The organism is Halarchaeum acidiphilum MH1-52-1 (genome assembly GCF_000474235.1).
Classification (GTDB): domain Archaea; phylum Halobacteriota; class Halobacteria; order Halobacteriales; family Halobacteriaceae; genus Halarchaeum; species Halarchaeum acidiphilum.
Genome location: NZ_BATA01000007.1, coordinates 39,200 through 52,901 on the forward strand (window position 1 = coordinate 39,200; position 13,702 = coordinate 52,901).

Here is a 13,702-nt window from a genome sequence, read left to right on the forward strand (position 1 = left end):
TAATCGTCTCCACGGTATCGTCGACGCTGCGTCCTCGAAACGGGATCACAGCCCGGCCAGTCGCGTCGCCACGTCGTCCCAGTGGCTGCCCTTCCAGTAGCGCTGGCCGCACGCCGTACAGCGCCACACCCGCGCGGCGTCGTCCGGGACGTGCTCGGGGTGCGGCGGCTCCGCCTCCTCCAGTTCGCCGTTGCAGGTCGCACAGCGCGTCGGCGTCTCGGGGAGCGAGAGTTCGAACCCCTTCTCGGTCAGCTCCGCCAGTTGGTCGTCCACGTGTCGCGTCCGCAGGAGGACGCCGTCGCTCGCCCGCCGCGCGAGTTCCGCGTCGCGCGTGAGGAGCGTCCGGCCCTCGCGGGCGGCGATCTCGCGGAGGCGATCGTCGTCCTCGACGCCGCGATCGAGGGCGTAGGCGGCGTCGTAGCCGCACATCCGCAGGAGGCGCGCGAGCTTCCCGAGCATGACGTCGAGGAGCAGCGCCGTGTCGTCGGGCGCGGCCATCAGTCGAGGCCGGTTCGGAGAGCGTCGAGGTCACGGGCGTTCAGCACGTCGCCCGACTCGGCCCAGCCGCGACGGGCGGTGTGGACGCCGTAGGTGAGGTGGTCGTACTCCTCGGGCGAGTGCGCGTCGGTGCCGATGGCGATCGCCGCGCCGGCCTCGACGGCCGCGTGGACCGCGCTCCCCCACAGGTCGAGTCGGTGGACGTTCGCGTTCACTTCGAGCGCCGTGCCGGCGTCGGCGGCCGCCGCGGCGAGCTCCGCGGCGTCGAACTCCATCGCCGGGCGCTCGTTGATGAGCCGCCCCGAGGGGTGTCCGAGGATATCGACGTGCGGGTGTTCGACCGCGCTGACGAGGCGGTCGGTCTGATCGCCGCCGTCGTCCCCTAGCCCGGAGTGCGGCGAGGCGATCACGAGGTCGAGGTCGGCGAGCGCGTCGTCGCTCACCGCACCGACGGTCCCCTCGGCGTCCACGTTCGCTTCGACGCCGTGGAGCACTTCGATATCGGCGTCCGCGCGGACGTCCGCGATCGCGTCCGCCTGCTCGCGGAGGTCGTCGTCGCTCAGTCCCGAATCGCCGAACACGCCCGGTCCCTCCGCGTGATCGGTGATGCAGACGTAGTCGTGGCCGAACTCGGCGGCCGCCTCGACCATCTCCGCGAGGGCGTAGTCGCCGTCCGACCAGTCCGAGTGGACGTGGAGGTCGCCGCGGACGTCGTCCTCGGTGAGGAGGTCGGGGAGCGCGTCCTCGCGCGCGGCGTCGATCTCCCCGCGGTTCTCGCGGATCTCGGGCGGGATCCACGGCAAGCCGAGCGCGTCGTACACCGCCTCCTCCGTCTCGGCGGCGAGCAGGTCGCCGACGCGCTGGCCGGCGTCCGGATCGTCGACGTCGCTCCTGTCGACGTCGAAAACGCCGTACTCGTTGACCTTCTTGCCCTGCGCGATCGCGTGGTTGCGGAGGGCGACGTTGTGCGACTGCGATCCCGTGAAGTACTGGAGCGCCGACCCGAACTCGTTCGGGACGACGACGCGGAGGTCGACGCGCGTCCCGTTCACGCGCACGGACGTCTTCGTCTCGCCCGTCTCGATGACGTCGGCTGCGCGCTCCCAGTCGGCGAGGTGGTCGCCGACGGCCGCGCCCGCGTCGCTCGCCGCGAGCACGTCCACGTCGCCGTTCGTCTCGCGCCACCGGCGGATCGATCCCGCGACCGCGACGCGCTCGACGGCGTCGTGGTCGGCGAGGTGGTCGGTGACGTCGTCCGCGAGCGGACGCGTCTTTCCGAGGAGGTCGCGCTCACCCGCCTGCCGCGCGAACGCGACGCCCTCGCGGATGTTCTCCTCCGTCTTCGCGCCGAACCCCTCGACCTCGCGGATCTCGCCGTCCTCCGCCGCCCGCTCCAGTTCGTCGAGCGTCGTCACGCCGAGCGCGTCGTGGAGCTTCTTGACCGTCTTCGGCCCGACGCCCTCGACGCGCGTCAGCGCGTCCATCTCGACGGGCAGCTCCTCGCGTGCCTCCTCCAGCTCCGCGAAGGTGCCCGTCTCCACGTAGTCCACGACGTGCTCGGCGATCCCTTCGCCGACGCCCTCGATCGATTGGACGGCCTCGGGACCCTCGGCGGCGAGGTCCTCGATCGCCTCCGGGGAATCCCGGACGTTGTCGGCGGCGCGGCGATAGACGTTCGGCCGGTAGTCGTCCCCCTGCGCCTCCATCAGGTCGGCGTACTCGTCGAGGACGGCCGCCACCTCGGCGTTCCGGCTCATCGGCGGCCCCCGCTCGTGTTCCCGCGCCCGCGAGCACTCGTGCCCCCGGTGCCATCGACGCCGCCGCTCCCCCGGCCGCGCCCGCGCGAGCTGTCCCCGTCGTGGCCGAGCGCCTTCTTGAGGAAGGTGAACCACCGCTTCGTGTCGGCGGCCTCCGTCGCTTCGATCTCGCCCTCGATGTCCCCGCCGCCGAGCGATTCGAGGGCGTTCAGCGCGCGATCGATCCCGATGACCTCCTCGGCGAGCGTCTCGCCCTCCGCGTAGTCGAGTTCGGCCTCCTCCAAGCGTTCGACGCGCTCGCGGCGCGCGCGCCGGAGGGTGCGCTTTGCGTCCTCGACCTCCTCGCGACGATCCGGGGGGACGCGTTCGACGCTGCTGGTCTCGAAGACGAACTCCCGGAGCGGGAACGGCTCGCCGTCGAGTTCGATCTCGTCGGGGATGGACGCGCCGACCGTCGCGGACTCGCGTCCGATGCGCTCCAAGAGGCCCTTGCGCTCGTACTCCTTCATGCGTGATGCCTTGCTCGGGGTGACCTTGTAGGCTGGGGCACGTGGGGCCGAGCGAGCGACACGGAACGGCGAACGGGGAGGGACGACACGCGAGCGGACGCGGAGCCGAGCGAGGATTCGCGAAAAAGCGAGCGGGAGCGATTGGTGGGAGCGACACGCGAGCGCGGGTCCACGAGAGAGCGAGCGCTGTGCGACGCCGCGACCGAAGTCCCTAACCGCGTGCCGTCCGAGGTGTCGGGCAATGGCGACGTGTGACCGCTGTGGAACGCAGGTGGGGATGCCCTATCGCTGTCGCTTCTGCGGCGGCACTTTCTGCGAGGAGCATCGCCTCCCGGAGAGCCACGACTGTCCGGGACTGGACGGGTGGGACGATCCGGCCGGCGTCTTCGGGCCGGAGGAGACTGGCCGCGAGGAGAAGTCGCGCGTCGGGCGCGCCGTCGAGTCGGTGGGCGCGACGGGGGGGCCGCTGGGCTACCTCCGGGGGAACGTCACGTACGTCTTCCTCGGGCTGATGGTCGTCGTGACGGCGCTCGAATACGTGGTGCCGGCGCTCGGGCTCTCGCCCGTCTCGACGGGGAACCTGTTCACGCTGAACAGTACGAACGTGCTCTGGGTCTACCCGTGGTTCACGTCGATTTTCGCGCACAGCGGCTTCCCCCACCTCTTCTTCAACGGTCTCGTGCTCTACTTCTTCGGGCCGCCGGTCGAGCGCCGGATGGGATCCGGGAAGTTCGCCGTGCTCTTCCTCGCGGCGGGCGCGATCGCCGGTCTCGCGCAGGTGCTCGCGGCCGCGGCGATGGGGCAGTTCGCGGCCGTCCTCGGCGCGAGCGGCGCGATCATGGCCGTCATGGGCGTGCTCACCGTCCTCAATCCGAGCCTGCGGGTCTACCTCTACTTCATCCTCCCCGTGCCGCTCTGGCTGTTCACGCTCGGCTTCGCGCTCTACTCGGTGTTCGTCGCGACGACGGGCGGCATCGGGAGCGGGCACGTCGCGCAGATCGCGCACCTCGCCGGTCTCGCGGTCGGTCTGCTCTACGGTGCCTACCTCAAGTCGCAGGGCGGGCGCGCGCCGGAGGAACTCACGCTCGGCGGCGGGGGCGGGCCGGGCGGTCCCGGCCGGGGGCGCTTCTAGATGGATCTCGTGCGCCCCGGCTACCTCCCGGATCCCGCGCTCGACGCCGACGCGATGGAGGCGATGCAGCGCGACATCGCGGCCGACGCGGTCTTCGCGGACGAGCACGATCTCACGCCGTCGGCCGTCGCGATCGACGAGCCGATCCGGGAGACCGCCCCCTCGCAGGCGACGCTCGACGGCGGCGGACCGGTCGTCGTCGGCATCGATCAGGCCTTCCGTGAGGAGGAAGCCGTCTCGGTCGCGGTCGCGATCCGCGGCGGGCGCGTGATCGAGCGCGCGTTCGGGCGCGCGCCGCTCGAAATCCCGTACATCCCCGGTCTGCTCGCCTTCCGCGAGGGCGCCGCCATCGCGGACGCGCTCGACTCGCTCACCGTCGCTCCCGACCTCCTCGTCTGTGACGGAAGCGGGCGCATCCACTACCGCGAGGCCGGCATCGCGACGCACGTCGGCGTCCTGTTCGACGTCCCGTCGCTCGGCGTCGCGAAGAACCTCCTCTGCGGGACGCCCGTCGAACCGGTCGAGGACCGGTACATGGCGGCGGGCGAGCGGGTCGCGATCGAGGCGAACGACCGGGTGGAGACCTGCCCGAACGGGACGACGATCGGCCACTTCTACCAGTCGCGTCAGTACGAGAACCCCGAGCGGCGCCACGTCAACCCCCTCGTCGTCAGCCCCGGCCACCGCGTCGCGACGGGCACCGCGACGGACCTCGTCGCCGCGACCTGTGCGGGGTACAAGCTCCCGGAACCCACGCGGGTCGCGGACGCCGACGTCGGCGAGCGGGCGCGCGAGGAGTGAGCGGCCCCAGCGACTTTGGAGGCGGGATCACACCATCATACGCCACCGTGGTGAACGCTGTCTTCTGTCGTGACCGCGGTCACGACTGCGACTTCGCGGTACAGACCGACAACGACGACGAACTCGTCCACCACGTGCAGGACCACGCCGAGCGCATCCACGACGTGGAACTCTCGCGCGCGGACGTCGAGGATCTCATCACCGAGGCCGAGGCCTGAGAAACGGCCACCCTTAACTCGGCGCCGCGCGACGGGGCGGGTATGACGGAGGAGACCGTACTCATCACGGGCTGTTCGACCGGGATCGGCCGCGCGACGGCCGTGGCCTTCCTTGAAGAGGAGTGGACGGTGTGGGCGACGGCGCGCGACGAGACCGACCTCGAAGCCCTCCGCGAGGCGGGCTGTCGCGTCGCCGAACTGGACGTCACGAAACCCGCGCAGTGTCACGACGTCGTCGAGGAGGCGATCGCGGCCGAGGGCCGCCTCGACTGCCTCGTGAACAACGCGGGCTACGGACAGATGGGCGCCGTCGAGGACGTGCCGACGCGCCGGCTGCACGAGCAGTTCGACGTGAACGTCTACGGTCCCCACCGCCTGCTCCGCGCGGTGCTCCCGCACATGCGCGAGCGCGGCGAGGGAACGATCGTCAACGTCTCGAGCGTCGCGGGGCGCGTCGCCGCCCCCGGACAGGGCGTCTACGCGGCCTCGAAGTTCGCCCTCGAGGGCCTGAGCGACGCGCTGCGCGGCGAGGTCGCACCCCACGGGATCGACGTCGCGCTCGTCGAACCCGGGCCGGTCGACACCGGGTTCGCGGCGCGCGCGAGCGAGGAACTCGAACCCGTAACGGCCTCGGACGCGTACGACCGCGTCTATCGCTTCTTCGAGGACTTCGACGTCGTCTCCGGTGGGTTCGGGGCGAGCCAGCCCGAGGAGGTCGCGGCCGTGATCGTCGAGGCCGCGAGCACGACCGATCCGGAGCCGCGCTATCCCGTCGGGACCGCGGCACGGGCGATGGCGCTCGCGCGCTACCTGCCCGACCGGCTTCGTGACCGCGTGACCGGATTCCTCTACGACCTCGCCTGATGAGCGACGCAGACGAACGCCGACGGCTCGCGCGCGAGTGCGCGGAGGCGGGGATCGAGGCGGCGCACCCGGCGTCGGTGATCCGGGAGACGGTGACGCGCGACGGCGACGAACTGCGGATCGCGGAGGCGACGTTCGACCTGAGCGACTACGACGACGTGGTCGTGCTCGGCGGTGGGAACGCGGCCTCACAGGTCGCGGCCGCCCTCGAAGCCGTCCTCGGCGACGCGCTCGCCGGCGGCATCGTCGTCACGGACGATCCCGCGGAGACGGAGCGCGTCACGGTCCTGCCCGGCGATCACCCGGTGCCGAGCGAGCGGGGCGTCGACTCGACGCGAGCGCTGCTCGACGCCGCGGACGACGCCGACGCGGACACGCTCGTGCTCGCCGTGATCACGGGCGGCGCGAGCGCGCTCCTGCCCGCGCCCGTTCCCGCACTCGCCCTCGACGACCTCCGCGCGACGACGGACGCGCTCCTCGCGAGCGGCGCGACGATCCACGAGATGAACGCCGTGCGCAAGCACTGCTCGGCGCTCAAGGGCGGCCGCCTCGCCGCGCGCCTCGCGCCCGCCCGCGTCGCGACGCTCGCCTTCAGCGACGTCGTCGGCGACGATCTCTCCGTCATCGGCAGCGGTCCCACCGTTCCCGACGCCTCGACGTACGCGGACGCGCTCGCCGTCCTCGACGACTACGACGTGCGCGTCCCCGACGCGGTCCGCACACGCCTCGACGCGGGCGCGGCCGGCGAGCGTGACGAGACGCCGAACACGGGCGATCCGACGTTCGAGCGGGTGTCGACGCACGTCCTCGCGACGAACCGGACGGCCGTGGACGCGGCCGCCGAGCGAGCGCGGGACGCGGGCTACGAGCCGCTCGTGCTCTCGACGCGCGTCCGCGGGGAGGCCCGCGAGGCCGCGAAGACCCACGTCGCCGTCGCCGAGGAGGCCCTTGCGACCGGCGATCCCCTCGCCCCGCCGTGCGTCGTCCTCTCCGGTGGCGAGTGCACGGTGACGGTGCGCGGCGACGGCGAGGGCGGACCGAACCTCGAGTTCGCGCTCTCGGCGGCGCTCGAACTCGGACCCGAAACGGCGCTCTGCGCGGTCGACACCGACGGCATCGACGGCGCGACCGACGTCGCGGGCGCGGTCGTCGACGCGGAGACGCTGCCGGATCGGCGGGCCGCCCGGCGCGCGCTCCGCGAGAACGACGCACTCCCGGTCTTAGACGACGCCGACGCGCTCGTCGAGACGGGGGCGACGGGGACGAACGTGAACGATCTCCGGATCGTCGTCGTCCGCTGACCCGTCAGGTCAGCGCGACGACGACGTGATCGAGGACGACGATCCAGACGATGCTGGTGATCCCGAGCGCGAGCGTCGCGAGCGTCCACGCCTGATAGGCGGTCGAGGCCTCCATGTCGGAGAACTCGGTGATGATCCAGAAATAGGAGTCGTTGGCGTGGCTGACCGTCATGCTGCCCGCGCCGATGGCGAGGACGGCGAAGACGCTCCCCCACGTGCCGGCGAGACCGAGGTTGGAGAGGAGCGGCGCGACGATTCCCGCGGTGGTGTGGATGGAGACGGTGGAGGACCCGAGCGTCGTCTTGAGCGCCGCCGCGAGGATGAAGACGGCGACGAGACCGAGACCGAGACCGCCGAGGGCGTTCCCGACGAAGGCCTTGAGCGGGAACGCGCCGACGATGAGCGCGACGGCGACGAGCAAGAGCGCGAGCAATGCGTAGCCGTGTAGCATACGTACGTACCTCTCACATTTCCTCAGTTAATCGTTATGTTAATCGATCGTCCGAGATGGGGACGACGACCCACGGCGGTGCCGATTCGGTCGCGGAAAGGTCGTTAGACTGATTAGCGCGTCACGGGTTCCGTAGGGTATGACTGACCACTTCGACGTGGTTATCGCCGGAGCCGGTCCCGCGGGCGCCCAGTGCGCACGGGATCTCGCGGAACGCGACTACGACGTCCTCGTCCTCGAAACCGAGAACGAGGACGAGTTCCCGCGTCAGAGCAACAAATCGACCGCGGGGACGTTCCCCGCGATGATGGGAGCGTTCGGGATCCCGGACGACGTCGTGATGCAGTTCACGGACGCTGTCGTCCTCGAATCCCCGACCGATCACTTCGCCCAGCGCCAACCCGGTGCGGTGTTGGAGTTCGCGGACTTCAAGCGCTTCCTCGTCCGCGACGGGCGCGAGCACGGCGCGGAGTACCGCTTCGACTCCCGCGCGACCGCGCCGATCACCGAGAACGGCAGCGTCGTCGGCGTCCGCTACGACGGCGACGAGGAGGTGCGCGCCGACATCGTCGTCGACGCGACCGGTCCCGCCGCGCCGCTCGCGAAGCAGCTCGGCGTCTCCGATCTCGAACGGCAGAATCAGGCCATCGGCATCGAGTGGGAGATGGAGGGCGTCGAGGTGGACCACCCGGACTACGCGGATCTCACGGACGCGATGATGCTCCGCCTCGATCACGACCTCGCGCCCGGCGGCTACTCGTGGATCTTCCACACCGGCGGCGACACCGCGAAGGTCGGTCTCTGCTACATCCAGAACGAGAAGTACCACTCGAACGCTGATGGAATGAACATCGACGACTACCTCGACCAGTGGCTCGACTCGGACCCCCGCTTCGCGGACGCCGAGAAGCTGGCGGGCAAGCAACACCGTGGCTCCGCGCACATCCAGCCCCCGAATCAGCTCTCCACGGACGGGTTCGTGGCGATCGGCGACGCCGTCCCGACGATCGACCCGCTCTGGGGCGAGGGGATCCACAAGGGGCTGAAGTCCGCGCGCGCCGCCGCGATCGCCGCCGACCACTGCCTCACCGGCACCGTTGATACGTCCGCCGAGGAGATCGACGTCTACGACACGCTCTGGCATCGCGACGTCGCGCCCGACGCCGGCATCCGCCTCCTGATGACCCACCTCCTCTACTACGCGCCCAACGAGCGCTACGATCGCCTCATGCGCGACATCAACGCGATGGATCTCGACACGCTCGCCTCCGCGAACGGCGGGAGCCTGCGCGCCATCGCGAAGCTCCTCCACCGCGAGGACCTCCCGATGCTCCGCGACTTCGTCCGGGAGAACCCCGAAATCGTGAAGCGGGGCCTCTCCGACTACGTTCCGTTGCTGTGAACGACCGCACCTGATCGCGCCCCGGCCCCCTCTCGACCGGACACGCGACCGCAACTGAGAGCGTACGCGTCTCCTCGCGCGTGAACACCGTCGGAGCCGTGGTGCGCGTGTTCGAGTGAAACGGCGAACGGCCCGTCAGAAGAACTCGTCGAGACCGCTCTGCATGTCGTCGTCCTCGGCGTCGTCGCGCTTCTCCGACGCCGATTTCGCTTCGTCCTCGTCGACGAAGACGTCCTCGCCGGTTTCGTCTGTCGCCGTGTTCCCGCTCTCCGCCGCGACGTCCGCGGCTTCGGCCTGCCCCTCGAAGGCGCCGCCCGAATGTTCGACGGCGGCCGTTTCTTTCGCTTCCTCGGCGTCGGCGACGATGTCCGCCACCTTGTTGGTGTCCTCCCCGCTCCCGGTGACGAAGGCGACGTGCTCCGCCTCCAAGTCGTAGGCGGCGGCCATCGCGACGGTGAGTTCGCGGGGCTTGCAGTGATGAACCATCGCGGCGAGGAACGGCATCACCTCGCGTCGGGCGGTCGCCATCGAACACCCGGAGCGCTCGGCGATCTTGCGGGCGACGTAGTCGCGGGTGTTTCGCGTGCCCTTCGTCCGGCCGAGCTTCGACCAGAAGGATGGCGGGCCGTAGCGCGTCCACCCGCCCTTCGATTCCCGGCGGGCGGCGGCGACGCCGGCGGCGACGTTGTCCGTCGCGTAGCGCCAGTAGGAGTAGTCCTGCGTGGCGCGCACGCGCCCGAGCCACGTGTCGGCGTTCGCGAGGAAGTCGTACGCGTCGGCCAACTCGGGTCCGGAATAGTCCTTCGGGACGTTGTCCTCCACCCAGTTGAGGAGGTCGTCCGGCGTCTCGTCGACGTCGTACGCGGCGTAGAGCGATTCCTCCGCGCCCTTCTCCTTGATGACGTCGTCGAGGAAGTCGAAGATGCCCTCGGTGGTGTCCCGTTCGCCGGTGACGATGTCGTCCTCGGTCAGCACCTCGGTCTCCTCGGCGAGCGCCTGCAAGTCGTTGATCGCCGAGCGGAGATCGCCGCTGTTCTTCTGCGCGAGCGCGGAGAGCGCGGCGTCCTCGTACTCGATCCCCTCGCGCCGGCAGACGTCGCGGAGCACGGGCACGATCGAGCGCTTGCCGACGTCGCGGAACTCGATCTCCCGACAGGCGTTCCGGAGGGCGTTCGACATATCGTAGTACTCGTTCGCGATGAGCACCATCGGCTGGGTGGCCTCCTTCACGAGGCGCGTCACGGCGCGCGCCCCGCCCCGATCGGCGTTGCCGTGGATGTTGTCCGCCTCGTCCATGATGACGAGCTTTCGCCCGCCCGAGCCGCCGACGAGCGTGCCGGATTTGGCGGCCTCGCCCGCGACGCGCTCGATGACGTCCTTCGTGCGCGTGTCGCTCGCGTTCAACTCGATCGCGTCCCACCCCATGTCGTTCGCGAGCGCGTGCGCCGCGGACGTCTTCCCGCGCCCGGACTCCCGTGGACGATGACGGCCTCGCGGTGCTCGTCCCACGTCTCCGCCCACCGCTTCAGGTCGTCGCGGGCCGAGTCGTTCCCGCGGACCTCCGAGAGCGTCGTCGGGCGGTACTTCTCCGTCCAGTCAACCATCATCCGAGAAGAGACGCGAACCGCGGTTAGGTGTTCCGGGACGGGTCGAACGCGTCGTCACTCGGACGTCGCGGCGACGTACGTGACCGGGCAGGGCGAGTCGAGGATGATGTCCTGTGCGGTGCTGCCGAAGACGGCTTTCCCGGTCGGCGAGCGCGGCCGCCCGGAGACGAACACCTGATCGGCGTCGCGCTCGCCGGCGGCCGCGACGACCTCCTCCGCGACCGTCCCGACCGCACCGTCGACGACGTACTCGATGCCCGCCTCGTCGAGCGTCGCGCCGAGTCGCTCGACGTCCTCGTGGTCGGCCAGCACCTCGTCGGCGTCGTCCCGTCCCGCGTTCGGGTGGCCGAGCCGCTCGGCGGCGTCGAGGAACTCCTCACCGGTGAGGACGTACGTCAGGACGACCGTCGCGTCCGCCGGCCCGGCGGCCCGCATCGCGGCCTCCAGCAGTCGATCCGCGGTCTCGTCCGTGACTTCGGGGCTGAGCGCGACCAACACGGTGTCGAGCGTGGACTCCATACCACCCCGTCGATCACGGATCGGCATAATACTACGCCCCGCGCGGCCGTCGTCCGCGTTCAGCGTTCGACGATCGTCCCGTTCGCTCCGACCGCGACGTGCGGGCGGCCGAGCACGATCCCGTACAGCGCCTCCGAGGTGGGATGCGCCGCCTCCCAGCGCCCGAGCCACTTCGCCAGCGTCGCTCCCCCGGAGATCCCCTGTCCGGGGCGGTGGCGCACGGTCCCGTCGGCTCCGACCGCGTGAACGCAGCCGCACGGCCCGATTTCGAGATCGTACAGCGTCGTGTCGAACGGGTCGACGACGCCCCAGCCGTCCCCCGCGTCGCTCCACAGTTTGCCGCCGGCGACGTGGACGGTGCCGCCCGCGACGGCGACGTCGCGGAATCCCCCGTCCGCGTCATCGACCCCGATCCGGTTCCACGTCGCCCCGCCGTCGCTCGCCTCGAAGACCGAGGCGTTCGCGTCCACCGCGACGACGCGACCGTCGCCGACGGCCACGCCGCGGATCGCCGCCCCGCTTCCGGGCGTCGCGTGCGTCCACGTCCGGTGACCGCCCTCCGAACCCGCGGAGACGTGGACGTGCCCGGAGCTATCGGCGACGTAGACGGTCGCGCCGCCGTCGGACCCCGCGATCGCGACGGCCGTGAACTCGTTCGTCACGTCGTCCGGCGCTCTGTGAGAGATGAGATCTCCGCTCTCGGCGTCGATCTCGGCGAGCGCGCCGCTCGCGCCGGCGATCCAGACCGTCCCCGCCCCGTCGCCCGCCGCCGCGCGGAGGTTCGAGCCGTTCCCGTCCGCCCCGTTCCGGCTCAGCAATCGCCACCCGTCGCCACCGCGTGCGAGGACGACGCCGCCCCCGCCGACCGCGTACGTCCGTCCGGCGCGCGCGCGACGTCGTACAGCGTCCGGTCGGTCGGCGACTCGACCGCGTGCCAGCCGTCGCGGCGCCCCGATCCCGCGGCACTCGCGGTGCCCACCGCGCCCCCCGCGAGCGCGGTGCCGGCCGCGACGCCGAGGAACCGGCGGCGAGAGACGTCGGTCATCGTGCCCGCTCGTTCGAGCGCGGTCGGTTTCAGCGTGGCGGCCGCCGCGCCGTCGTCGCGTCCGGACTCCCCGGCGGCGATCGCCCCTCGCCGCGGCTTCCGACTCGAAACCGACACAACGGTTTTGTCGTCGCTCGGCGAACCGGATCACGTATGTCCCGCGACGGAGTACGCGGCGATACCCCGTGGGTTCCCGCGGCGATCACCGGTGTCGTGGCGTTCGCCCTCGAATACCTCGTCGTCTACCTCTGGCAGGCGAACCGCGTTCGCGAATCCCTCCAGAACGTCAACGCGATCATCGACCTCCTCGGCGGCCAGACGATCCCCGCGTGGAAGATCGTGGGCTGGCTCTTCTACAACGCCCACTTCGTCTCCGTCACGCGGCCGGCGCTCGGCGGCGGTCGGACGACGACGAACCTCATCGCGAGCGGCGACGCCCCACAGTTGCTCTACGTCCTCCCGCCGCTGTTCCTCCTCGTCGCCGGTGTCATCCTCGTCCGCTACGCCGGCCTCACGGCGCCCCGCGACGGCGCGCTCTGCGGGACCGTCGTCTCCCTCGGCTACGCCGTTCCGACGTGGATCGGCGTCTTCGCCTTCCGGATCACCACCGACGACGCGTGGATGGGTCCCGCGGTCGCACTCGGACTCGTCCTCGCGGGCGTCGTCTACCCCGTCGTCTCCGGGGCGATCGGCGGCGCGCTCGCCGCCGTCACGAGCGGCTGACCCGCGATCGCGCGGGTGTCGGCACGCGTCGAACCCGTCCGACACGCCTTAGGTCCCGTGCCGGGTTTGGAGACGTATGGATTCGGACGCGCGCGCCGGCCTCGCCGAACGCATCGCGGGCGAGATCACGCTCAGTGACGACCCCGGCGCCACACTCCGCAAGTGGCGCACCGACTTCGACGTCTCACAGACCGAGCTCGCAGAGCAGCTCGACGTCTCCTCCAGCGTCATCTCAGACTACGAGAGCGGCCGCCGCGAGAGCCCCGGTATCGGTCTCGTCTCCCGACTCGTCATCGCCCTCCTCGACATCGACGAACGCCGCGGCGGCGATCGCATCCGGCAGTACGCGCGCGTCCTCTCCGCCGGCTTCGAGAGCGACGTCGTCCTCGACCTCCGCGAGTATCCGGCGACCGTCCCCCTCGCGGACGTCTACGACGCCATCGGCGCCACCGAAGTCGTCGCCGGCGATCGCGACCGCGTCAGCGGCCACACCGTCATCGACAGCATCAAGGCCATCACGCGACTCTCCAGCGACGAGTTCTACCGGCTCTACGGCCAGTCGACCAACCGCGTCCTCGGATTCACCGGCGTCACCCGCGGCGAATCCCCGCTCGTCGCCCTCCGCGTCGTCAATCCGACGCCGAACGCCGTCCTCCTCCACGGCATCGACGAGGACGACCTCTGGGAGCACGCCCCACGCCTCGCCCAGCGCGACGGCTTCTCGCTCGCCGTCTGCACGACGCCGGTCGACGAGATGCTCGACGCCCTCCGCGAGATCGCGGACTGACGGCGCGTCGCGGACGATCACTCACACCGCGTAGACCGGAGCCGTTCGGTACATAGTGGGCCCACGCCACCGCTCGGCCCCGCTCGCG

General features: G+C 70.9%; 15 protein-coding genes and 1 pseudogene. 8 read left to right on the plus strand and 8 right to left on the minus strand.

The window, feature by feature from the left end:
• Positions 1 to 45 precede the first annotated feature (45 nt).
• The 3 genes from AOZ13_RS02405 to AOZ13_RS02415 are packed head-to-tail and all read right to left on the minus strand — an operon-like array spanning position 46 to position 2,764.
• Positions 46 to 498 carry a Mut7-C RNAse domain-containing protein gene (locus AOZ13_RS02405; RefSeq protein ID WP_020222543.1) on the minus strand — a complete coding sequence of 151 codons (453 nt, stop codon included), beginning with the start codon at positions 496 to 498 and terminating at the stop codon, positions 46 to 48.
• Complete coding sequence (polX, locus tag AOZ13_RS02410; RefSeq protein WP_021779713.1) at positions 498 to 2,255, minus strand: DNA polymerase/3'-5' exonuclease PolX; 1,758 nt, start codon at positions 2,253 to 2,255, stop codon at positions 498 to 500. Before polX ends, AOZ13_RS02405 begins: the two co-directional genes overlap by 1 nt.
• Complete coding sequence (locus AOZ13_RS02415) at positions 2,252 to 2,764, minus strand: DUF5788 family protein (protein ID WP_020222541.1); 513 nt, start codon at positions 2,762 to 2,764, stop codon at positions 2,252 to 2,254. The genes polX and AOZ13_RS02415 overlap by 4 nt, the downstream gene beginning before the upstream one ends.
• A 241-nt stretch (positions 2,765 to 3,005) precedes the next feature.
• Here AOZ13_RS02415 and AOZ13_RS02425 point away from each other — a divergent pair, with 241 nt between their 5' ends.
• From AOZ13_RS02425 to AOZ13_RS02445, 5 genes are read left to right on the plus strand one after another with little or no spacing between them, the layout of a single operon-like run.
• Positions 3,006 to 3,896, plus strand: coding sequence for a rhomboid family intramembrane serine protease (locus AOZ13_RS02425; protein ID WP_049933727.1), 891 nt, complete (start codon positions 3,006 to 3,008; stop codon positions 3,894 to 3,896).
• Positions 3,897 to 4,697 (plus strand): endonuclease V, encoded by an 801-nt coding sequence (locus tag AOZ13_RS02430; protein ID WP_021779716.1) that lies wholly within the window; start codon positions 3,897 to 3,899, stop codon positions 4,695 to 4,697.
• A 47-nt stretch (positions 4,698 to 4,744) separates the two neighbouring features.
• Positions 4,745 to 4,915: a DUF1059 domain-containing protein gene (locus AOZ13_RS02435; RefSeq protein WP_020222710.1), complete on the plus strand. Its 171-nt coding sequence runs from the start codon at positions 4,745 to 4,747 to the stop codon at positions 4,913 to 4,915.
• A 42-nt stretch (positions 4,916 to 4,957) separates the two neighbouring features.
• Positions 4,958 to 5,779 carry an SDR family oxidoreductase gene (locus tag AOZ13_RS02440; RefSeq protein ID WP_020222709.1) on the plus strand — a complete coding sequence of 274 codons (822 nt, stop codon included), beginning with the start codon at positions 4,958 to 4,960 and terminating at the stop codon, positions 5,777 to 5,779.
• On the plus strand, positions 5,779 to 7,080 hold the full coding sequence (locus tag AOZ13_RS02445; RefSeq protein ID WP_021779717.1) for a glycerate kinase type-2 family protein: 1,302 nt from the start codon (positions 5,779 to 5,781) through the stop codon (positions 7,078 to 7,080). Before AOZ13_RS02440 ends, AOZ13_RS02445 begins: the two co-directional genes overlap by 1 nt.
• 4 nt (positions 7,081 to 7,084) lie before the next feature.
• Here AOZ13_RS02445 and AOZ13_RS02450 read toward each other — a convergent pair whose 3' ends face one another.
• Complete coding sequence (locus tag AOZ13_RS02450; RefSeq protein ID WP_021779718.1) at positions 7,085 to 7,531, minus strand: GntT/GntP/DsdX family permease; 447 nt, start codon at positions 7,529 to 7,531, stop codon at positions 7,085 to 7,087.
• Positions 7,532 to 7,670: 139 nt separating this feature from the next.
• Here AOZ13_RS02450 and AOZ13_RS02455 point away from each other — a divergent pair, with 139 nt between their 5' ends.
• Positions 7,671 to 8,933, plus strand: coding sequence for a digeranylgeranylglycerophospholipid reductase (locus AOZ13_RS02455; RefSeq protein WP_049933730.1), 1,263 nt, complete (start codon positions 7,671 to 7,673; stop codon positions 8,931 to 8,933).
• Between the two features lie 135 nt (positions 8,934 to 9,068).
• Here the strand turns inward: AOZ13_RS02455 and AOZ13_RS02460 are convergent.
• The 4 genes and pseudogenes from AOZ13_RS02460 to AOZ13_RS02475 form a co-directional block, all read right to left on the minus strand.
• Positions 9,069 to 10,537, minus strand: a pseudogene (locus AOZ13_RS02460) (replication factor C large subunit).
• A gap of 57 nt (positions 10,538 to 10,594) precedes the next feature.
• Complete coding sequence (locus tag AOZ13_RS02465) at positions 10,595 to 11,059, minus strand: universal stress protein (RefSeq protein ID WP_020222215.1); 465 nt, start codon at positions 11,057 to 11,059, stop codon at positions 10,595 to 10,597.
• Positions 11,060 to 11,118: 59 nt separating this feature from the next.
• On the minus strand, positions 11,119 to 11,877 hold the full coding sequence (locus AOZ13_RS02470; protein WP_049933733.1) for a WD40/YVTN/BNR-like repeat-containing protein: 759 nt from the start codon (positions 11,875 to 11,877) through the stop codon (positions 11,119 to 11,121).
• Positions 11,871 to 12,104: a hypothetical protein gene (locus AOZ13_RS02475; RefSeq protein WP_148294552.1), complete on the minus strand. Its 234-nt coding sequence runs from the start codon at positions 12,102 to 12,104 to the stop codon at positions 11,871 to 11,873. The genes AOZ13_RS02470 and AOZ13_RS02475 overlap by 7 nt, the downstream gene beginning before the upstream one ends.
• A 153-nt stretch (positions 12,105 to 12,257) precedes the next feature.
• On the opposite strand from AOZ13_RS02475, the gene AOZ13_RS02480 reads away from it, so the two are divergent.
• The gene (locus tag AOZ13_RS02480; RefSeq protein WP_020221803.1) at positions 12,258 to 12,827 is read left to right on the plus strand and encodes a hypothetical protein; all 570 of its coding nucleotides are present in this window, start codon (positions 12,258 to 12,260) and stop codon (positions 12,825 to 12,827) included.
• Positions 12,828 to 12,903: 76 nt separating this feature from the next.
• On the plus strand, positions 12,904 to 13,614 hold the full coding sequence (locus AOZ13_RS02485; RefSeq protein WP_020221802.1) for a helix-turn-helix domain-containing protein: 711 nt from the start codon (positions 12,904 to 12,906) through the stop codon (positions 13,612 to 13,614).
• Positions 13,615 to 13,702: the final 88 nt, after the last annotated feature.